General features: G+C 71.4%; 18 protein-coding genes and 1 pseudogene. 9 read left to right on the top strand and 10 right to left on the bottom strand.

Annotation, left to right across the window (positions count from 1 at the left end):
* Nucleotides 1-147 precede the first annotated feature (147 nt).
* Nucleotides 148-1,167 (top strand): EamA family transporter, encoded by a 1,020-nt coding sequence (locus tag AB0L65_RS34600; RefSeq protein WP_364253991.1) that lies wholly within the window; start codon nt 148-150, stop codon nt 1,165-1,167.
* Here AB0L65_RS34600 and AB0L65_RS34595 read toward each other — a convergent pair.
* Nucleotides 1,102-2,331 (bottom strand): annotated as a pseudogene (locus tag AB0L65_RS34595) (aminotransferase class III-fold pyridoxal phosphate-dependent enzyme); the annotation flags it as partial. The gene AB0L65_RS34600 and the pseudogene AB0L65_RS34595 overlap by 66 nt on opposite strands.
* A 114-nt stretch (nt 2,332-2,445) precedes the next feature.
* On the opposite strand from AB0L65_RS34595, the gene AB0L65_RS34590 reads away from it, so the two are divergent.
* Genes AB0L65_RS34590 through AB0L65_RS34570 form a run of 5 tightly spaced genes read left to right on the top strand, consistent with a single transcriptional unit; the run spans nt 2,446 to nt 7,300 of the window.
* Nucleotides 2,446-3,291: a fumarylacetoacetate hydrolase family protein gene (locus AB0L65_RS34590; protein ID WP_364253988.1), complete on the top strand. Its 846-nt coding sequence runs from the start codon at nt 2,446-2,448 to the stop codon at nt 3,289-3,291.
* Between the two features lie 9 nt (nt 3,292-3,300).
* Nucleotides 3,301-4,377, top strand: coding sequence for an AraC family transcriptional regulator (locus AB0L65_RS34585; protein WP_364253985.1), 1,077 nt, complete (start codon nt 3,301-3,303; stop codon nt 4,375-4,377).
* A gap of 15 nt (nt 4,378-4,392) precedes the next feature.
* The gene (locus tag AB0L65_RS34580) at nt 4,393-5,319 is read left to right on the top strand and encodes a BadF/BadG/BcrA/BcrD ATPase family protein (protein ID WP_364253982.1); all 927 of its coding nucleotides are present in this window, start codon (nt 4,393-4,395) and stop codon (nt 5,317-5,319) included.
* Nucleotides 5,316-6,563: a hypothetical protein gene (locus AB0L65_RS34575; protein ID WP_364253979.1), complete on the top strand. Its 1,248-nt coding sequence runs from the start codon at nt 5,316-5,318 to the stop codon at nt 6,561-6,563. Before AB0L65_RS34580 ends, AB0L65_RS34575 begins: the two co-directional genes overlap by 4 nt.
* Complete coding sequence (locus AB0L65_RS34570; RefSeq protein ID WP_364253976.1) at nt 6,563-7,300, top strand: SIS domain-containing protein; 738 nt, start codon at nt 6,563-6,565, stop codon at nt 7,298-7,300. The genes AB0L65_RS34575 and AB0L65_RS34570 overlap by 1 nt, the downstream gene beginning before the upstream one ends.
* Here AB0L65_RS34570 and AB0L65_RS34565 read toward each other — a convergent pair.
* From AB0L65_RS34565 to AB0L65_RS34540, 6 genes are read right to left on the bottom strand one after another with little or no spacing between them, the layout of a single operon-like run.
* Nucleotides 7,297-8,640 (bottom strand): GTP cyclohydrolase IIa, encoded by a 1,344-nt coding sequence (locus tag AB0L65_RS34565; protein WP_364253973.1) that lies wholly within the window; start codon nt 8,638-8,640, stop codon nt 7,297-7,299. The two genes, AB0L65_RS34570 and AB0L65_RS34565, sit on opposite strands and share 4 nt — an antisense overlap.
* Nucleotides 8,619-9,425 carry an amidohydrolase family protein gene (locus tag AB0L65_RS34560; RefSeq protein ID WP_350732601.1) on the bottom strand — a complete coding sequence of 269 codons (807 nt, stop codon included), beginning with the start codon at nt 9,423-9,425 and terminating at the stop codon, nt 8,619-8,621. The genes AB0L65_RS34565 and AB0L65_RS34560 overlap by 22 nt, the downstream gene beginning before the upstream one ends.
* Nucleotides 9,422-10,159 (bottom strand): amidohydrolase family protein, encoded by a 738-nt coding sequence (locus tag AB0L65_RS34555; RefSeq protein WP_364253969.1) that lies wholly within the window; start codon nt 10,157-10,159, stop codon nt 9,422-9,424. The genes AB0L65_RS34560 and AB0L65_RS34555 overlap by 4 nt, the downstream gene beginning before the upstream one ends.
* A complete protein-coding gene (locus AB0L65_RS34550; protein ID WP_364253966.1) occupies nt 10,153-11,709 on the bottom strand; it encodes a heparinase II/III family protein in 1,557 nt (518 codons plus the stop codon). The genes AB0L65_RS34555 and AB0L65_RS34550 overlap by 7 nt, the downstream gene beginning before the upstream one ends.
* Nucleotides 11,710-11,738: 29 nt before the next feature.
* A complete protein-coding gene (locus AB0L65_RS34545) occupies nt 11,739-12,740 on the bottom strand; it encodes a Gfo/Idh/MocA family oxidoreductase (RefSeq protein WP_364253963.1) in 1,002 nt (333 codons plus the stop codon).
* On the bottom strand, nt 12,724-14,019 hold the full coding sequence (locus tag AB0L65_RS34540; RefSeq protein WP_364253960.1) for an extracellular solute-binding protein: 1,296 nt from the start codon (nt 14,017-14,019) through the stop codon (nt 12,724-12,726). The genes AB0L65_RS34545 and AB0L65_RS34540 overlap by 17 nt, the downstream gene beginning before the upstream one ends.
* A 200-nt stretch (nt 14,020-14,219) precedes the next feature.
* On the opposite strand from AB0L65_RS34540, the gene AB0L65_RS34535 reads away from it, so the two are divergent.
* From AB0L65_RS34535 to AB0L65_RS34525, 3 genes are read left to right on the top strand one after another with little or no spacing between them, the layout of a single operon-like run.
* Nucleotides 14,220-15,107 (top strand): sugar ABC transporter permease, encoded by an 888-nt coding sequence (locus AB0L65_RS34535; RefSeq protein WP_364253957.1) that lies wholly within the window; start codon nt 14,220-14,222, stop codon nt 15,105-15,107.
* On the top strand, nt 15,104-15,925 hold the full coding sequence (locus AB0L65_RS34530; protein WP_357750839.1) for a carbohydrate ABC transporter permease: 822 nt from the start codon (nt 15,104-15,106) through the stop codon (nt 15,923-15,925). Before AB0L65_RS34535 ends, AB0L65_RS34530 begins: the two co-directional genes overlap by 4 nt.
* Nucleotides 15,926-15,952: 27 nt before the next feature.
* A complete protein-coding gene (locus AB0L65_RS34525; RefSeq protein ID WP_364253953.1) occupies nt 15,953-17,476 on the top strand; it encodes a hypothetical protein in 1,524 nt (507 codons plus the stop codon).
* A gap of 11 nt (nt 17,477-17,487) precedes the next feature.
* On the opposite strand, the gene hisC is transcribed toward AB0L65_RS34525, so the two are convergent.
* The 3 genes from hisC to AB0L65_RS34510 form a co-directional block, all read right to left on the bottom strand.
* Nucleotides 17,488-18,546, bottom strand: coding sequence for a histidinol-phosphate transaminase (gene hisC / locus AB0L65_RS34520; protein WP_364253950.1), 1,059 nt, complete (start codon nt 18,544-18,546; stop codon nt 17,488-17,490).
* Between the two features lie 90 nt (nt 18,547-18,636).
* Nucleotides 18,637-19,920 carry an adenylosuccinate synthase gene (locus AB0L65_RS34515; protein ID WP_350732617.1) on the bottom strand — a complete coding sequence of 428 codons (1,284 nt, stop codon included), beginning with the start codon at nt 19,918-19,920 and terminating at the stop codon, nt 18,637-18,639.
* A gap of 107 nt (nt 19,921-20,027) precedes the next feature.
* Complete coding sequence (locus AB0L65_RS34510) at nt 20,028-20,438, bottom strand: DUF3151 domain-containing protein (protein ID WP_364253946.1); 411 nt, start codon at nt 20,436-20,438, stop codon at nt 20,028-20,030.
* Nucleotides 20,439-20,448: the final 10 nt, after the last annotated feature.

The raw sequence follows: 20,448 nt of genomic DNA, 5'->3' as shown, positions 1-20,448 counted from the left end.
TCGTAGCGGGTTACTGCGAAGGATCGTGTCATTTCCGCAGGTGGGAGGACAGTGGCGTGAATGCCGCTGATCGCTAATATCCCGCCATAGCGCGAAGTCTGATACCTGCGAGAGTTCTGTCGGGGTCGCCCGGTACAGTCATGAGCCATGCGTACGGACACCACTGACAGCCGGCCCACAGTCCTCGTCTGGGGCGCCCTGGCGGTCGTCTACGTGGTCTGGGGTTCGACGTACCTCGGGATCGGCGTCGCCATCGAGTCGATCCCGCCGATGCTCAGCGGGGCCCTGCGGTTCATCACCGCCGCCGCCCTGCTCGCCGGCTTCCTGCTGATCCGGTCGGGGCCGTCGGCCTTCAGGATGTCGCGCCGGCAGTTCCTGGGCGCGGCCGTCGTGGGCGTGCTGCTGCTGACCACCGGCAACGGGCTGCTGGCGGTGGCCGAGCAGTACATCTCCACGGGCCTGGCGGCGCTCCTGGTGGCCTCGGTGCCGCTGTGGCTGGTCGTGTTCAGGTTCGCCGTACGCGACCGTCCCAAGACGCTCACGCTCGCGGGCGTGCTGGTCGGGCTCGGCGGGGTCGCGGCGCTGTCGCTGACCGGCGCCGACGGCGGCAGCGGCGTCGGGATCGTGGTGGTCCTGCTCGGCTCGGTGTCCTGGGCCGTGGGCTCGTTCCTGTCGAGCAGGATCCAGATGCCCGCCAACGCGCTGGCCACCAGCGCGGTCGAGATGGTCGTGGGCGGCGCCGGGCTGCTGGTGCTCGGGACCGGGGTCGGCGAGCGGCTCGACGTGTCGGCCGTCACCACCAGATCGTGGGTGGCGCTGGCCTACCTGGTGCTGGTGGGGTCCCTGATCGGGTTCACCGCGTTCTCGTGGCTGCTCGGCAACGCCCCCATCTCGCTGGTGTCCACCTACGCCTACGTCAACCCGGCGGTGGCCGTCGCGCTCGGCGCGCTCATGCTGGACGAGCCGATCACGACCCAGGTGGTCGTCGGCGGCCTGGTCATCCTGGCCGGCGTGGCGCTGGTGATCTCAACCGAGCGGAAGCGACCGAAGCGCGTCCTCGAAGACGTCGACGGTGGCGGCGACGTCGGCCTCGGTGTGGGCGGTGGACAGGAACCACAGCCCGCGCGGCACCATGTTGACCCCGCGGTCGAGCAGCGCGGCGTGTAGGCGGGTCATCATGGCGCGGTCGGTCCCGGCGAAGTCGCGGTAGTCGCGTACCGCGGGCGCGTCGGTGAAGTACGTCTGGAAGACCGGCCCCGGCCCGTCCACCAGCATCGGGACGCCCACCTTGGCCGCGGCCTCGCGCAGGCCGGTCATGAGCTGCCGCCCCCGCTCGTAGAGGGTGCCGTAGACCTCCTCGCGCTGCTCGTCCAGGATGCGCAGGGTGGCCTCGGCGGCGGCGATGCCGACGGGCTGGGAGTTGAACGTCCCGGCGTGCGCGACCTTGCCCGAGGAGATGGCGTCCATCACGGCCGCCCGCCCCGCCAGCGCGGACACCTGCATGCCGCCCGCCATCGCCTTGCCGAAGACCGACAGGTCGGGGCTGACGCCGAGGTACTCCTGGGCGCCACCGGGGGCGAGCCGGAAACCGGTGATGATCTCGTCGAAGATCAGCAGGCTGCCGTGGCGGTCGCACAGCGCGCGCACCCCCTGCAGGTAGCCGGGGTCCGGCTCGATGGCGCCGGTGTTGCAGAGCACCGGCTCCGTGACGACGGCGGCGATCTGTCCCGCGTGCTCGTCCATGAGACGGCTGAGCGCGTCCAGGTCGTTCCAGGGGCAGATCACCAGGTCGGCGGCGGGCGGCTGGCCCGCGGTGCCGGGGACGGGGCGCGGGTGGTCCTGCGGTCCCGCGTCGTCCAGGGACGGGTGGACGCTGTAGAGGACCGGGTCGAGCCAGCCGTGGTAGTGGCCCTCGAACTTGAGGATCTTGGGCCGTCCCGTGAAGCCGCGCGCCAGGCGCCAGGCGGCGTGCGCGGCCTCGGAGCCGACGGTGTTGAAGCGGACGCGCTCCGCCGAGGGCACCATCGCGCACAGCCGCTCGGCGACGCGGGCCTCCGCCGCGTGCTGGGCGGAGTAGACGATGCCGCGGGCCACCTGCGCGGCGACGGCCTCCACCACGGCGGGCGGGCAGTGGCCGAGCAGCGCCGGGCCCTGGCCGAGCACGTAGTCGGTGTAGACGTTGCCGTCGACGTCCCAGAGCCTGGCTCCCGATGCCCTGTCCACGTAGAGCGGCACGCCCGCGGTGCGGCGGGCGTCGCTGGAGACGCCGCCCGCGATGTAGCGCTGGGCGGTGGTGTAGAGGTCGCGGCTGACGTCCAGAGTGCGGGTCATGCCGACCATCAAACGGGGGCACCTCGCTCGGCCACAAGAAAGAGAGCAAGAAGCGGGTCTAAGCGCAAATTTCGGTGCTTGTGGAGGTCACAGGGCCTTGATGGGCTTACGGACATGTTTCTTGGACGCATTCGGCGCACCCCTTCCGGTCCCGTCGAGCTGGTGGCCCGGCGGGCGCCCGGCGAGCTCGTGAGCCTGGCCGACCTCGGGTCCGACCCGGTGGCGGCCCTGGACTCGTACGGGCTCGACCGCCTGACCGAGCTGGTGGCCGGCCACGACGGCCCCACCTTGGACGAGAGCGCGGTCATCTTCGAGCCACCCGTCGCCACCTGCACGAAGATCTGCTGCCTCGCGCTGAACTACCAGGAGCACGCGGACGAGAGCGGCCTGGAGGTGCCGCCGGAGCCGGTGCTGTTCTTCAAGCCGCCGTCCGCGCTCGTGGGCCACGGCCACCCGGTCATCGCGCCCGCCCGCACCCGCCACCTGGAGCACGAGGTGGAGCTGGCCGTGGTCATCGGCAAGGTGACCAGGGACCTGCCGGCCGAGCGGTGGCGCGAGGCCGTCGCCGGATACACCGTGATCAACGACATGACGGCCCGCGACCTCCAGCTGGCCAACATCGCCCGCAACGTGCCGTGGGACCAGTCGAAGGGGTTCGACACCTTCGCGCCCGCGGGCCCGTACCTGGCGACCGTGGACGAGGTGCCCGACCCGCAGGAGCTGGAGCTGACCTTGGAGGTGGACGGCGAGGTCAGGCAGCGGGCCAACACCAGGCAGATGGTCTTCGGGCTGCCCCGGCTCATCGCCGACCTGTCCGACGGGATGACGCTGATGCCCGGTGACATCGTCGCGACCGGCACCATCGCCGGGATCGCCCCGCTCAAGGACGGCGACACCATGCGGGCCACGGTGGAGGGAATCGGGACGCTGGTGAATACGGTCAAATTTCGGTCCGCCTAAAGTAGAGGCATGACCTACGCCGTGGCTGCCCTGGTGGACATCGACGACTTCATGGTTTCCGAGAAGACCCGTGGCCGGCCATGGGCGCTGCGCCAGCTCCAGCGCGCCGACCACGCGGTGCGCTCCGCCGCGAGCGCCCGCCGCGACGCGACCTGCCACCCCCGGCCCCCGGAGGAGTGGCTGATCGTGTTGTCGGGCGCCGACCCGGGCGCGCTGATGTCCGACGCGGAGGAGCTGGCCGAGGAGCTGCGGGCCAGGATCGTCCGCGAGACGGCGTGGACGGCCACGGTCAGCCTGGGCGCGCCCAGCCTCGAACACCTCGCGGCGGAGCAGGACGCCAGGCGGGTCAACGACTACAAGCTCGTGCTCGGCGGCGACCGGGTGATCGCGCCGCCCGCGCACGAGAGCGCCGCGCCGGCGCCTCCGGTGCGCATCGAGCAGGAGCTGACCAGGCGGGTCCGCGCCGGTGACCGCAACGGCGCGGCGGGGCTCCTGGCGGGATGGGTCGACAGGTGCGCCCGGGAGCCCGGGGTCGACCCGCGCACGCTGCGCAACTGGCTCATCGGCCAGCTGCTGTTCGTGGTGGACGTGGCCAACCGGAGCAGGCTGGCCGACGGGTCGACGGACTGGGTGGAGGCCTGCGCCCGGCTGCCGATCGAGGACATCATCATGGTCGGAGACATCCACGAACGCTCCTACCTGCACATCTGGCTGCGGGAGACGCTGGGGCGGCTCATGCCGACCGCGCCGCGCCGTGACGTGCTCGCGCTGGCCGAGGCGTACCTGGCGGAGCACTACACCGATCCCGGGCTGCGCCTGGCGACCGTGGCGGAGGCCGTGAGCGCGAGCCCGTACTACATCTCGCACCTGTTCGCGGAGGAGCGGCGGACCACGTTCCTGCGGCACCTGACCGGGCTGCGGCTGCGGCACGCCCGCCGGTTGCTGTCCACCTCGGCGCTGCCGGTGGACGTGGTCGCCGCGCACACCGGCTACCCGACCGCGAAGGCCCTGCGCAGCGCGTTCCGGCGGTACGTCGGCTGCTCCCCCACGGAATACCGCAGGGCCGGGCTCCGGCCCGGATCGTGACCAGGAGGAACGCGCATGGACCTGGCGATCGACGGCGGGCAGACGGGCCTGCGGATCGGCCTGGCCGAGTCGGGGCGGATCCGGGAGATCCGCGAGCTGCCCGGCCTGTCGTACGCGGAGGGCTCCCCTGTCGAGGCCGTGCTGGAGCGGATCGGGACGGGATGGGGGCCACTCGGCACCGTCTGCCTCGGGCTGACCACCATCCTGGACGACCCCGGCAAGCTGGCCGGCCGGCTGCTCTCCATGGCCCGCCGCGTGCTGATCACGACCGACGTGGTCACCTCGCACGCGGGAGCGTTCGCGGGCGGCGACGGCGTGGTGCTGGCCGCGGGCACCGGAGCGATCGCCCTGGGCGTGGGTGACGGCATCCGGCAGGTGGACGGCTGGGGTTACCTCTACGGCGACGCGGGCAGCGGCTTCTGGATCGGCCGCCGCGGCCTCGACGCCGCCTTCCGGGGCTTCGACGGGCGCGCGGAGCCCGGCCCGCTCACCGAGCGCGCCCAGGCCGTGTTCGGCGACCTGGCCGGCCTGCCCGAACGCCTCTACCTCGCCCCCGACGCGGTGGCGCGGATCGCGCGCTTCGCCGTCCACGTCCTGGAGCTGGCAGGAGACTCGGGCCGTGTCCTGGAGCCGGCGGGAGACAGGAGCCGCCCAGATCCCACGGCCCGCGCCATCGCCGAGGAGGCGGCCCGCGAGCTGGCGGGCACGGTGGCGGCGGCGGCTCGCTGCCTCGCGAAGGGGGCGGCGGTGCCCGTCGCGTGGACCGGCCGCCTGCTGCGCGACCCCGGACTCCGCGCCGGCTTCGAGGCGGAGCTGGCCCGGCTGCTCCCGCAAGCGACCCTCCGGCCTCCCGCGGGCGACAGCCTCGCGGGAGCCGCCCTGCTGGCCGCCTCCACGGGGCCGAACCGCTACCAGTCGATGATCAGAACGGCGGAACGATGAGAGTGGGACACGGCACCGCCGAGCTGCCCGTGCCGGACGGCACGCCGATGGGCGGTTACATCGACCGGCCGGGGCCGTCCACGGGCCTGGCGGATCCGCTGTCGGTCAGCGCGATGACCTGGTCGGACGGCGGGAGACGGTTCGCGCTGGCGATCGCCGACGTCATCTGCGTCAACGAGGACCTCGCCGCGCGGGCCAGGCAGGCGGCCGGGTGCGAGCTGTGGCTGGCGGCGAGCCACACCCACGCGGGGCCCGAGACCGGCTGCGTACCGGGCGGCGGGCCGACGCCCGAGCCGTGGCTCGGCCGGCTCACCGAGGCGGTCCGCACGGCCGTGCGGCGGGCGATCGAGGCGGAGCGGCCGTGCGAGGGCATGGCGTACCGCGGTGAGCTGCACGGGGTCGGCGCCGACCGGAGCAGGCCGGGCGCGCCGGCGGTGGTGCCGCTCGACCTGATCGCCGTACGCGACGGCGGGCTCGCCGGGGTGCTGGCGGTGCTCCCCGTGCACCCCACCGTGCTGCCCGCGGCCAACCGGCTGGTCAGCGCCGACCTGGTCGGAGCCGTACGCGCGAGCCTGCGGCGGCGGCTCGGCGAGGACGTCTGGGTGGCGGTCGCCACCGGCGCGGCCGGCGACATCAGCACCCGCCACACCCGGCGCGGCCAGGACGCGGCGGAGCTGCGACGCCTGGGCGAGCTCGTCGCGGACCGCTGCGCCGAACTGCTGGCGGGCCCCGGGACCCCGCTCTGGCGGCCCGAACCCACCGGCATCTCCTGGGCCACGCGACGGCTCGCGCCCGGACCCACCGGCATCTCCTGGGCCACGCGACGGCTGACCCTCGAACCCGCCGCCACGACGGCCGACGAGGCGGCCCTCCTCGCCGGGTACGAGCAGGCCGCGGCGTCGGGTGACCCGGTCGCCACCCGCCTGGCCCGCAGCAGGCTCGAAGGGCTGCGGGCGCGCACGGCACCGCCCGTCCGGACCGGCGTGGACGTGAACGTCGCCCGCCTCGGCGGGCTCTCCCTCGCCGGGCTGCCCGGCGAGCCGTTCCTCGCCGTCGCCGAGCGCGTCGCCGACCGGCCCGGTGAGCCGACCGTGGTCCTGGGCTACGTCAACGGCTACCCCGGATACCTGCCGACGGCCGCCGCCTACCGGCGCGCCGAGTACGAGGTCCTGGCCAGCCAGGTGGCCCCGGGCAGCGCCGAACTCATCGCTGAGACCGCACGAAACCTGCTGGAGGATCTGTGATGGACCAGAGCTCGTACGCGCTGATCGCCGGATCGGCCGTGGACCGGCTGCTCACCGCCGAACGCGACGCGATCGAACAAGCAGGCGCGCTGATCTACGCCTCGTTGCGCGCGGGCGGGGTGCTCCAGGCGTTCGGCACCGGCCATTCGAGGTCCGTCGCGCTGGAGCTCACCGGCCGGGCGGGCGGCCTGGTGCCGGTCAACCAGCTCGGCATCCGCGACCTCGCCTACTACGGCGACGCCTCGCCGCGCGACCTCCTCGACCCGAAGATCGAGCGTGCGCCCGGCCTCGCCGCGCGCGTCTGGGAGCTGGCCGACATCCGGCCCGAGGACGTCTTCGTGATCATCTCGAACTCCGGCGGCAACGCGGCGATCGTCGAGATGGCGCAGCTCGCGGTCCGGAACGGGCATCCGGTGATCGCCATCACCTCGCGCGCGCACACCGCCGCGGTGGCCGTCGAGGAGCGGCTGGCCGACCTGGCCCAGGTGGTCATCGACAACGGGGCGCCGTACGGCGACGCCACCCTGCCGCTGCCGGGCGGCGGCAGCGCCTGCGGCGTCTCGACCCTCACCGGCGTGCTGGTCGCGCAGCTCCTGGTCGCCGAGGTCGTCGGCCGCTTCCTCGCGGCCGGCGAGCCGCCGCCCGTCTTCAAGTCGGCCAACACCCCGGGCGGCGACGCGCACAACGCCCTGCTGCTGGACAGGTACGGCCCGCGCGTGCGCCTCGGCGACGCCTAACTCCGCACGAGCCGGTACGGCTGGCGGGGCCGGCCCGCCTGGGTGCCCTTGACCGGAGGCATGGGCCAGGCCAAGCCCTCCTCCGCGAGGCTCTGCAGCACCCGGCGGGCGCTACGCGGGGAGATCGACAGCACCTCCGCGACGATCTCGGCGTCGACCACCAGCGAGTCGCCGTCGTGGAGGCCCTCCACCAGGCGTTCGAGCAGCTTGGCCGCCTTGGTGGCGACGATCGGCTCGGTGTCCTGCCGCTTGCGCCGGCGTACCGGCAGCGACAGCACGGTGCCGTCGCCCCCGACCAGGTACGCGGCGGTCGCCCCCGCGTTGCGGGCCTTCTCGACGGCCGCCATCGCGTTGGCGTCGGCGTCGCGGGCCGTGCTGCCGAGCCCGACGCCGACCTCGACGTCGACCCCCACGTCGGAGCGGATCCGGTCCATGAACGGCGCCATCCTGAACCCCTCGGTGGCCTGGCCGAGCGCGCCCACGGTGGCGGTGACGACGTAGCCGTTCTCGTCGCGGGGCGCCACGGTGGCGCCCATCAGCCGCGCGTCGGCGAGCAGCGAGCGGTGCAGCGACAGCTTCAGCTCCTGCTGCCAGTAGTTGCCCGGCCCGGAGTAGCTGGGCTTGGCGGAGGCGGCGAGCTCGACGACCACGATGGCGATCTGCGCGTCCTCCAGCCTGCTGCCGGTGCCGAGCAGGGCGGCGGTGTTGAGCGCGAGGCGCAACGTGTGGGAGGTCGGCAGCAGGCGCAGCACGGGCACGCCGGCGGCGCTCAGCTTGTTGGCGACGCTCCTTATCGTGGTGAGCGCCGCGGTGGTCTCGCCCTGGCGGTAGAGCTCCTCGTGGAAGGCGCCGAAGCCGCGCGCCGACTCCGGCCGGTCGTACTCGGAAAGGTGCACGCCGGCCGTGCTCACGCCGATCTCGCCGTACGCCTCGTCCACGTCGGCGGCGGGCAGCGAGTCGATGCTCACCCTGGCCGGGTCGATCCCGTGGGTGAGCACCCCGCGCAGCAGGCTGGCGTACAGGCTGGCCCCGCTCATGGGCACGAACGTGGCGGGGACGGTCAGCTCGCCCGCCTGCCTGGCCAGGTCGTGCTGGAGAGGCCCGGTGAACAGCACCACGTCGATGCTGTCGGCGATCCGCGAGAACTTGTCGTAGGTCTCCTGCTCCTCGGCATGAGGCGCGCCGAGCAGCCGCCAGTCGGCCGCGGCCGGCAGGCCGGCGCCGATCATCATGATCTGTTCGACGAGATCGTGCGGTCCCACGACTCCGATCGTCACCCTGGGCCGCGACTCCGAACGCAGCCGGTCCATGATCTTGATCACCCCAGTCCGGATCTCCACTGCAGCAAGCGGGTCATCGTCGCACCGAGCACCGCGGCCTGGTCCCCCTCTGCGAGGCCACTGAAGATTACCCTCCCCAGCGAGATCCGAAGATCGATGAAGGGGAAGTCGGACCCGTAGACGACCCGGCCGGCACCGAGCTCCCGCACCATCCTGGCGATGTCGGGCCCGGTGTTGAAGGACCCGCACACCTCCAGGATGACCCCTGGGCGCCGGTGCGCCACCTCGATGGCCCGCTCGATGCCCAGCGGGGTCGCCCCCGCGTGCCCCGCGATGATCACCACGTCGGGGTGCTCCGACGCGACGGCGTCCACCGCGGCCAGGTCGTTGTAGGCGGAGCCGTCGTAGGTGTGGGTGAGCACCGGGCAGCCGGTGCGCTGCGCGAACTCCCACACGCCGGCGTAGCGCCTGCCGGTGAGCGGGTAGTCGTGCAGGTCGGGGTGGAGCTTGATGCCGCCGAAGCGCGGATCCGCGCTCCACCTGGCCAGCTCGCCGTCGGGGTCCTGCCAGGGGTTGATCGTCAGGTATCCGGTGAAGCGGTCCGGCGCGCGCTCCACCGCCTCGGCGGTCGCGGCGTTCCCCGCCGCCGCGTCGAGCTGGATCGCCAGGTGGCTGGAGATGACGGCGTGCGCCACGCCGCACCTGTCCATCACCCGGACCATCGCGTCGGGGGACGCCTCGGGGATGAAGAACAGGCTGTAGGGACCGGCGTGCGCGTGCGCGTCGACGATCCGGACGCTGGTCTGCGGGCGGCGCTGCCACAGCGCCGAGGTGATCGCGTTCACACCGCCCCCACGGGCAGCAGTTCCAGCAGGGTGCCGGCGCCGATGGCGGCCACGGCCGCGTCGTCGAGCTCCGCCCACAGCAGCCGGGTGACCGCCTCGGCGGGGTCCCTGAGCGGCGCGCCCGTGCCGAAGACGAGGCGGCGCTCGCCGTAGCGCTCGACGAGCCATTCGAGCCCGCAGTGCGAGGACAGGTTGGCCAGCCCCAGGTAGACGTTGCCGGTGCGGGAGAGCACTCCGGCCGCCTGCCTGAGCTGGCGGTAGCCGATCGCGCCGACCACGACCCGCAGCTTCGGGTGCGCGGCGGCGACGGACTCCACGGCGGCCCAGCCGGTCTGGGCCGCGTCCACGAGCAGCGGCAGCCCGGCCTCGGCGACGGCGGCGAGCATGGCCGCGCAGTCGCGGCCGGCGAGGTCGTAGCCGTGGTCGGCGGGGTAGGCGCGGACGGCGCACACCCCGCCCTCCAGCGCCCCGGTCACGAACTCGTCCGGCGTGCCGGTCTCGCCGCAGGTGCCGGGCAGCATCACCCAGCAGGGGCGCAGCCTGGAATGGTCGGCGACCAGGCCGAGCAGCTCCCTGTTGCCCGTCGCGGGGTCGTGCAGCCACGACAGGGTGTGGCTGACCACGGCCTCCGCGATGCCGAAGCGGTCCATCCTGTCCAGCGCCTCCGTGATCGAGCCCGTGCCCACGTCCCTGCGGGGATAGCGGCCGAGCATCGCGTCAGCGTCGATCAGCATGAACCGTCCAATCTTCGGGGCCAATCTTCGGGCACTGCGGGGTGTTCGTCGCGGTAGGGGAAGATGCCGACGGTGAACCTGCCGTCGGCGCGCCGCAGGCCGAGCGAGTGGATCTCGCCGTACTCGGCGGTCCTGGTGGCGGGGTCCGGGATCCTGGCCGGGCCCGTCCCGTACAGCACCTCGTCGGGCGGTTCCAGCGGCACCACCAGGATTCCCGGGCCACGGGTGCCCGCGAACCCGCCGTCGCGCTCGACCCACGGCGACAGGCCGTGGATCTGCCAGATCGCCTCCGCGTCGATCCGGTCGGTGACGATCCAGTACGGGTTGTCGCCCTTGACGAAGACGATCTCCCGGTCGTGCCGCGCGCTGTAGCCGTGGTGGTGCCCCGCGAAGACGTCGGCCCGCGCGGAGACGGAGAACAGGTCACAGGCGGCGCGGCGCTCCTCGGTGTAGCCCTCGCCCGGGACGAGCAGCGTGTTGTGCGCCCTGGTCGCCTGGTACCAGTCGTAGTAGCCGGGGTCGTCGTAGGACGGCGGGCCGCCCCCTTCCCAGGCCAGCGGCACGCCCCAGCCCGACAGCACGAAGTCGAGCGCCGCGTGGTGGCTGTGCGGTTCGAGCTCGTGCCCGACGTAAGGGCCGTAGTTGACGACGGTGTGGAAGTCGCCGTGGCGGAAGGTGGCGTAGCCGCTGGCCTCCAGGTTGTGCGAGCCCTCGGCCGGCCCGACGTCCTGCGGCCAGATCAGGCCGCTGTCCTGCAGATGGGGCACCCAGCCGCCGGACGTCGTCAGGACGCTCAGCCAGCGGTACATGGCCTGGCGGCGCGGGTGCCGCGCGAGCGCGGGCTCGACGGCCACGGCCCGTTCGAGGTTGTCCAGGCACATGAGGTGGTAGCTCGGCGAGCGCTCGTGGTGGCCGCCGTCGGCGCGCACGTCCTGTTCGAGGTGCTCCAGGATGCGGGCCATGGCGACCTCGGCCCACTGCTCCGCCTCGGGCAGGTCCGCGAACACCCTGGCCGTGTGCAGCAGCTCGCACGCGTTGACGAACTGCCAGTTGCCGTGGCGGAACTCGTCGTGCTCCTCGGCCGACCACCTGGCGCCGCCGACGACCGTCTTCATCATCCGCAGCCAGCACCCGTCGCTCAGCGCGGGCTCGTCCGCGAAGACGGCCAGCGCCTCGGTGACGTACATGGCGCGGGCGCGGACGCCGAGCGAGTACCAGACCACGTCGAGCCCCGGCCAGTCGCCCTCGACCCGGTCGCGGTCGTCGTACCACTGGCGGAACAGGCGGTCCCACTCGGCGGCGTAGCGGGGGTCCCCGGTTCCGGCGTAGGCCGTGATCAGCGGGGACATCCAGCGCAGGTAGTGGAAGCCGTACAGCAATGAGCGGCCGTGGCCCTTGTCCAGGAAGTCGACCTCGATCCCGAGGAGGGCGTCCGCGTCCTCCGCGCCGAGGGCGGCCGGGACCGGCCGCCGCCGGCGCCAGGCCCTGGCCTCGGCGACGCCGCCCGCCCCGAGCGTTCCCAGCAGGGCCTCGTCGGTGATGTGCCGCATGCGCGTGGGATGCACATGCGGCGGTTTCTCTACGAACATGTCACCGGCCGCCCCGTGCGGGCGGACTCGTGCGCGGCGGCGAGCACGGCGGTCACGTGCCGCGAGCTCTCCACGCTGACCAGCGGCTCGGCGCCGGTACGGGCGCAGTCCACGAAGTGGTGGATCGCGTCGCGGTAGGCGCCCGCCGGGATGCCGTGCACGACCCGCTGGAGCATGTTGCGCGGGTAGGAGTAGGACTTCTCGGTGGCGAGCTGGATGTTCTCCTTCTGCCGGTCGAGCTGGATGACGCCCGACTCGCCGGCCACGGTGATGTAGCTGTCGACCATGGTCGGGAAGGTGTTCGGGTAGATCCAGGCCGACTCGAACGTGGCCACGGCGCCCCGGCCGAAGCGGGCCTGGATCTGCATCGCGTCGGGGGTGTCGATGCCCATCCCGCGCAGCTTGCCGTGGCGGGCGGTGGCGAACACCTCCACCACGTGGTCGTCGTAGAGCCAGGTGACCAGGTCGATGTCGTGGCTCGACAGGAACCAGGCGCAGGTCGTCCGATCCGCCCAGCCGATCATCTCGGTGGGCACGTGGATCGTGTCGTCCTTGCGGGCGTAGCCCACGACCGGCTCGCCGATCAGCTCCATCTGCTGCTTGGCCTGCGCGTACGCGGGCACCCAGCGGTGGTTGAACAGGCACATCGCGGTGACGCCCGCCTGCCGGATCGCGGCCACGGAGCGGTCGGCGTCCTCGACCGTGGTCGTGAACGGCTTCTCGACCAGGATGTGCAGCCCGGCCTCCGCGGCCGCCACCATCACGTCCGCGTGCAGGTGGTCGGGGGTGGTGATCGACACGGCGTCGACGGTGCCGGAGTCGATCAGTTCCCGGTAGCCCGGATAGACGGCCGCCTGCGGGGCGGCGTCGAGAGGACGGCGCGCGACGGCGGTGACCTCGGCGTCCGGGTGGGCGGACAGGACCTCGGCGTGGCCGCGGCCCATGATCCCGGCGCCGACGATCCCGACTCTGAGCTTAGGCAAGTGCGTCATTCCATTGCTTCTCTGCGGCGTCGAGCGCCTCCTTGGCGCTCTTGGATCCCTGGAGGAAGGCCCTGATCTCCTCGGACAGCGACTCTCCGAGCTCGGCGTCCTTGGCCGTGCCCAGCGGGACGTACTCCAGCTTCGGCAGGCCCTTGACGATCACCCGGCGGGCGACGTCCATCGGGGAGTCGCCGGTGATGTCCGAGAAGAAGGCGTCCTTGGTGGAGGAGATCGTCGAGGGGTAGATCGGCACCAGCTTGCAGAACGCGAGCTGGTTGGCGCCGTTGGTGAAGAACTTGACGAACTCGGCCGCCGCCCGCTGGTGCTTGGACGCCTTGGGGATGGCCACGGTCTGCTGGGCGAGCAGCAGGTATCCGCCGGTCCCGGTCTGGACGGGCTCGGTGACGAGCAGGTCCTTGTAGACGTCGGGGGCGTTCTTCTCGACGTTGACCAGCGTCGCGGCCGACGCGCTCGCCGCCATCGCGATCTGGCCGTTCTCCAGGGTCTGCGGGTAGTTCCGGACGTCCTTGGAGATCGATCCCGGCGCGATGCCGTGCTTGTCGTAGCTCGCCTTGAACGTGTCCAGCAGCTTGGCGACCTCGGGCGTGTTGAACGTCGCCTTCTTCTTGTCGGCGCTCAGCAGCTCGATGCCGTAGTAGCGCAGCACCGAGGCGGCGTTGACGCCGGGGATGTCGTTGCTGCCGTAGACCTTGGTCTCGGCGTAGACCTTGTCGGCCAGGGCGAGGGCCTCCGCGTAGGACTTGGGCGGGGCCTTCTCGTCGAAGCCCGCCTTGCCGACGACGGACTTGCGGTAGATGCCCACGGGCGTGCCGCCGTTGTACCAGGGCACGGCGTACAGCTTGCCCGCCACGCGCAGCGAGTCGACCAGGTTCGGCTGGAAGTCGGCGAGGTCGGCGGGCTTGAGCAGCTCGTCGAGAGGGGCCAGCGACGGGGTGAACCGGCCGAGGTCGGAGGAGGCGATGTTGACCGCGTCGGGGACGTCGCCGCTGGCGACCGCGGCGAGCAGCTTGGTCGCGATGTCCTGCCCGGGCACGTCCACCCACTTGACGGTGACCTTGGGGTGCTCCTTCTGGTACTGGGCGATCAGCCCGTCGATGTAGGAGCCGAAGTTCTTCTTCAGGTTGATCGTCCAGAACTCGACCTCCCCCTCGAACGGCTGGTCGTCCGCCTGTCCCCCCGACGTGCTGCCCGACGTTCCGGCCACGCAGCCGGATGACATGAGAGCCAGCGCGAGCGCGCCTGCCCCCAACGCTCTTCTCCTCGACATCGGGGGACCTCCTGAGAATTATGGCCGTCCTTAATAATTCTTTCGGCACAATGACACTTCGGCGCCTGAGTCGTCAAGGGTCCCTGCTCAGATCGGCTCTTGACGGTCGAGATCGGCCATCTATAGTCTGCGTCCAAATTCTGGCCAACTCTTATCGAGGCTTTGGGCGTCACTATTAAAGACCGAAGGATGTGAGGCCGGTGGCCGCCAGCCGGATCCCAGGGCAGCGCTGGTACACGCCGTACCTCTTCCCCTTACCGGCCCTGGTGCTGTTCGGGGTGTTCTTCGCCTGGCCGGCCGTCACCGCCGTCCAGCTCTCCTTCACCGACTACGACGGCGTCAGCCCGCCCGTCTTCACCGGGCTGGACAACTTCGTCAAGATCCTCGGGGACGCCAGGTTCTGGACCGCCCTGCGCAACTCGCTGGTGTTCCTCGTGGGCCTGTTCCCGCTGCTCGTCGTGCTCCCGCTGCCGCTGGCCGTGCTGGTCAACCAGAAGCTGCCCGGCATCAGGACGTTCCGGATGCTCTACTACCTGCCGGTCGTGACCTCGATGGTCGCGGTCGCGGTGGCCTGGAACTACGTCTTCCACCAGCAGGGCGTGGTCAACTGGCTGCTCACCGGACTGGGCATCCTGGACGAGCCCATCCAGTACCTCCTCGACCCGGTCTGGGCGCTGCCCGCGCTGATCCTGGTCGAGGGCTGGAAGAACATGGGCGTCTACATGATGGTCTACCTCGCGGGCCTCCAGACGATCCCGTCGGAGCTCTACGAGGCCGCCAAGATAGACGGCGCCAACGGCTGGCACCGGATGCGGCGCATCACCGTCCCGCTGATGGTCCCCTACATCGCGGTCACCGTCACGATGGCCATGCTCGACGCGATGCAGGCGTTCACGACCGTCTTCGTGATGACCAAGGGCGGCCCGCAGGACGCCACCCTGATGCTCGGCTACTACATCTGGGCCGAGGCGTTCGAGAAGTACGACATGGGCTACGCCAGCGCCGTCGGCCTCGTCCTGTGGGTCCTGCTGATCGTGATGGCCCTGCTCAACTATCGGCTCACCAGCGGAAGGAGGGAAACCCGTTGAACTGGTGGATACGCCGCGCGGGCATGTACGTGCTGCTCTCCGCGATCGCCCTGGCGTTCGTCGGCCCCTTTCTCATCCTGCTGTCGGCGGCGTTGAAACCGGCCGGCCAGGCCGTCTTCTCCTTCCCGCCGGACATCATCCCCCGGCCCCCGGTGCTCACCTGGGCCAAGGAGGCGTGGACGGCCATCCCGTTCCCGCGCTACCTGCTCAACTCCGCGTTCCTGGTGGCCGTGATGGTGCCGCTCTACATCCTGGTGTCGGCTCTGTGCGCGTACCCGCTGGCGCAGATGGTCTTCCGCGGCCGGAGCCTGATCTTCTTCGCGATCCTCGCCACCATGTTCCTGCCCGGCGAGGTGATGCTGCTGCCGAGGTTCCTGGTGGTCTCCCAGATCGGGATGGCCGACGGCTACCTGGGCGTGATCCTGCCCGGCCTGCTGTCGGCGTTCGGGATCTTCCTGCTCCGGCAGACCTTCGCCGGGGTGCCGCGCGAGGTGGTGGACGCCGCCAGGACCGACGGCTGCCACGAACTGCGCATCTTCTGGCACGTCATGCTGCCGGCCGCCCGCCCCACCCTGGCGATCCTCGGCGTCTTCGGCTTCATCTCGGTCTGGAACAGCTTCATCTGGCCGATGGTCGTGCTGAAGGACTCCTCCCTGTATCCCATCTCGCTGGGGATCGCCTACCTGGCCGGAATCACCGGCACCGACATCCGCAGCCTGGCGGCCGGCACGATCATCTCGATCCTGCCCGTGGTCGTCTTCTTCATGATCATGCAACGACACGTCCTCGAAGGCATGCGCGGCGCGGTCAAGAGCTGACGCCGCCCGCTCGTGAAAGGGTCATCCATGCTTACTCGCCGCCAATTCGGCGTGGGCGCGCTCTCCCTCGGCGCCCTGGCAGCACTGCCCGGCACGGCCCGCGCCGCGGCAGGCTACGACTACACCACGCGCGAGACGTTCGACCTGTTCGACAAGGTGTTCCACGAGAGCGGCAACGCCGGCCAGCCCACCGACACCAACGAGGCGGGCGGTCTCGGCTGGGGCGCCTCCTACGTGATGGCCGCCTACATCAGGATGTACGAGGCCTACCACGACACCACCTACCTGGACCGGCTCATCCACAACGCCGACCTCGTGCTGGGCAACCGCGACTCCGAGCGCGGCGTCACCGACTACCGCGGCCTGTCGCTGCCCGCCTGGCGCAGCCTCGTCTACAGCGCGGGCGGCGTGAGCCTGCTCGACGCGTCGGGGCAGCCGCTCCTGGAGGTGCGCAGCGCGCTCGCCAACGTCAACGACGCGGTGGCGACCGTACGGGCGGGCACCTCGGACGGGCGGTTCACGCTGGAGGTGAACAACCCCGTCAAGAGCAAGGTCTCCACCTTCACCGACCTGACGATGGACCCCGCCAGCCCCGACTACGCGGTGAAGCGGATCCTCGACGCCTACCCGTCGCCGACCATGGTGACGGCCAAGGACCTGCGCCCCTCGCCGGAGGGGGCGGCGATGCCGGCGCTCGGGACGTTCAAGCTGGCCGCCGCGCCGGTGATCTTCTCGGTGCACACCGGCATGATCACCTACCCGCTCGCGTCGTTCGTCCGGATCGTCCGCCGGGACCCGCGCCTCCTGCGCAACGCCCGCTACCGGGCCAAGGCCGCCGAATACCTGAAGGCGTGCCGGGACGCCGCTGCCGCGCACGACCCCGAATGGGTGGCGGGCGGCTACTACATCTGGCCCAAGGGCATGCCCGTCCCCTACGACGGCGTCGAACAGCCGATCAACCAGAGCGTCGCCCTCGGCCAGACGTACGCGGAGCTGGCGGCGGCGACCCGCGACCCGTTCTTCCGCGACCGCACCCGCCGGCTCGCCGCCACGTTCGTCCGCGACCTCAAGACCAACGACAAGGACGCCTACCACTGGCCGTACTGGCCCAGCTTCGGCAAGCTCTACAGCGGCTACACCAAGGCGGACGGCGTCTCCGAGTGGACCCCGTCCTTCGGCACGCCGCCCAAGGGCGGGCAGCAGATCGAGGACCTCAGCCACGGCGGCATCGACGTCGAGTTCGCCGCCGCCGCGCACCGGTTCGGCCTCGCCTTCACCGACGCCGACATGGGCCGCTTCGCCCGCAGCTACACCAAGAACATGGCCACCACCGACAACGGCGTGGCGACGACGTTCCTGCGGGTGGACGGCACCGGCGGCCTGGCCGCCGCCGGGCAGTACCTCCAGGCGCCGCGCTACATGCCGGTGGCCCAGTGGGACCCGGCCCTGTTCACGCACGCGCTGGCGGTCTACGCCGACCACGCCGTCCAGTCGCAGTACGGCTCCACGCTGCTGTCGGTCGCCTACCTCAACTGGCAGCCCCGCCGCTGATCAGCCGCTGGTCAGCCGCGGAAGGCCGCGGCGGCGGCGAGGAAGGCGTCGTTCGCCTCGGGGGAGCCGATGGACACCCGCGCTCCCTCCCCGGCGAACGGCCGCACCGCCACGCCCTCCACGGCGCAGGCGGCCGCGAAGTCGAGGGTGCGCTCACCGAGCCTGAGCCAGACGAAGTTGGCCTCGGTGGGCGGCACCGTCCAGCCCTGGGCGATGAGCGCCTCGCGGACCCTCGTACGCTCCTTGACCACGTGCTCGACCCGCTCCAGCAGTTCGTCCTCGGCCTTGAGCGAGGCGATGGCCGCCACCTGGGCGAGGTGGTTGACCGCGAACGGGATGATCGTCTTGCGGATCGCCGTCGCCACGGGCTCGTGCGCGACCAGATAGCCGACCCGCAGGCCCGCCAGCCCGTACGCCTTGGAGAACGTGCGCAGCACGCAGACGTTCGGCCGGTCGCGGTAGAGGGTGAGACCGTCGGGGACGTCCTCGTCGCGCACGTACTCCCGGTAGGCCTCGTCCAGCACCACCAGCACGTGCTCGGGCACCCGGTCCAGGAACGCCTCCAGCGCGCTCCGGCGGATCGAGGTGCCGGTCGGGTTGTTCGGGTTGCACACGAACACCATGCGCGTGCGCTCGTTGATCGCCTCCGCCATGGCGTCCAGGTCGTGGTCCTCCCCGGCCAGCGGCACCATGACCGACTTCACCCCGGCGAGGTCGGCCAGCAGCGGGTACGCCTCGAACGACCGCCACGCGTAGACGACCTCGACCCCGGGCTCCCCGATCGACTCGAACAGTTGCTGCGCCACCGTGACGGACCCCGCGCCGAGCGCGATGTTGTCGGCCGGCACCCCGAACCGCTCCGCGATGGCCTCTGTCAGCCCGACGGCGCCGGGGTCGGGGTAGCGGTTGATCTGCCGCGCCCCTTCGGCGATCGCCTCGACCACGGACGGCAGCGGGTCGTACGGGGATTCGTTGGAGGACAGCTTGAACGACCGGCCGTCGGGGGTCGCTACGACCTTGCCCGGCTTGTAGGCGGCCATGGTGTCCAGGATGTGGCGGAAACGAGGCATACCCCAACCATATGAGGCCAGGCAGGCCGAGGCACCACCTGGCCTCGCGGTGTGCCGGGGTCCGGTCCCGCCGGACCCCGGCGCCTGCTCTCAGACGAGCGAGCGCACCACCACGGTCTGGTCGCGGCCAGGGCCCACGCCGATGGCCGAGATCGGGGCGCCGCTCATCTCCTCCAGCGCCCGCACGTACGCCTGCGCGTTCGGCGGCAGATCGTCGAAGTCCTTCGCGCTCGTGATGTCCTCCTGCCACCCCGGCAGCTCTTCGTAGATCGGCACGGCGTGGTGGAAGTCCGTCTGCGTCATCGGGATCTCGTCGTGCCGCACCCCGTCCACGTCGTACGCCACGCACACCGGGATCCGCTCCAGCCCCGACAGCACGTCCAGCTTGGTGAGGAAGTAGTCGGTGATGCCGTTGATCCGGGTCGCGTAGCGGGCGATGACCGCGTCGAACCAGCCGCAGCGGCGGTTGCGGCCCGTGGTGACGCCGTACTCCCCGCCCGTCTGGCGCAGCCACTCGCCGACCTCGTCGGTGAGCTCGGTCGGGAAGGGGCCGGAGCCGACCCGGGTCGTGTACGCCTTGAGGATGCCGATGATCTTGGTGAGGCGGTTCGGCGGGATCCCGGCCCCGGCGCAGGCGCCCCCGGAGGTCGGCGAGGAGGACGTGACGAACGGGTAGGTGCCGTGGTCGATGTCCAGCAGCGTGCCCTGACCGCCCTCCAGCAGCACGAACTTGCCCTCGTCCAGCGCCTTGGAGAGCACCAGCGAGGTGTCGGCGATGTGCGGCTTGAGGCGCTCGGCGTAGGCGAGGTACTCGTCCAGGACCGCCGTGGGGTCGATGCCGCGGCGGTTGTAGACCTTGGTGAGCACCTGGTTCTTCTCGCCCAGGGCGACCTCGATCTTCTTGGCCAGGATGCCGGGGTCGAGCAGGTCCTGGACGCGCACGCCCATGCGGGCGATCTTGTCGCCGTACGCGGGCCCGATGCCGCGGCCCGTGGTGCCGATCCTGGCCTTGCCGAGGTAGCGCTCGGTGACCTTGTCGAGGGCCTTGTGGTGCGGCATGATCAGGTGCGCGTTCGAGGAGATCAGCAGGCGCTCGGCGGAGATGCCGCGCGCGGCGAGCCCGTCGATCTCGCTTAGCAGCACGCCGGGGTCGATGACCACGCCGTTGCCGATCACGGGGACCACGTCGGGCGACAGGATTCCCGTCGGTAGAAGGTGCAGCGCGTATTTCTGGTCCCCGATGACCACGGTGTGTCCCGCGTTGTTGCCACCCTGATAGCGGACGACGTAGTCGACGTCGCCACCGAGCAGGTCGGTGGCCTTGCCCTTGCCCTCATCGCCCCACTGGGCGCCTACGAGAACGGCAGCCGGCATGGTTCAGTCTCCCGTGCACAAAACGAAAACCCCTGGCGCAAGCGCGACAGGGGCTCTTGCGTAGAGAGACTACCCGAACGTGCCTATTCGTCCCAAGACAACGACGGCTAACCCTTGGCGAGCGCCTCGTAGCCCGTCTCGGTGCTGTCCCTGAGGAACTGTACGCATCGCTCGGCCTCGTCCTTCTCGCCGATCGCCTGGGCGGCCCTGGACAGGGCATACAGGCAGCGCAGGAAGCCTTGGTTGGGCTCGTGCTCCCAGGGGATGGGCCCGTGTCCCTTCCAGCCGCTGCGGCGGAGCGCGTCGAGCCCGCGGTGGTAGCCCGTGCGGGCGAAGGCGTAGGAAGTGACGGCGTGCCCCTGCGCGAAGTACTCTTCCGCGAGCGTTGCCCAGGCCGCCGGGTAGGCGGGGAAACGGGCGGCCACGTCCGCGGCCTTGGCTCCGGAGTCGAGCGCCTCCCTGGCCTCGGGCAGATCCGGCAGTTGAGTCGGGGGCGGCCCGGCGAGAAGGTTATCCATAGGACAAGTC

The sequence above is a fragment of the Nonomuraea sp. NPDC052116 genome, from assembly GCF_040680035.1.
Taxonomy (GTDB): Bacteria; Actinomycetota; Actinomycetes; order Streptosporangiales; family Streptosporangiaceae; genus Nonomuraea; species Nonomuraea angiospora_A.
This window is presented reverse-complemented; position numbering and strand designations above follow the sequence as displayed.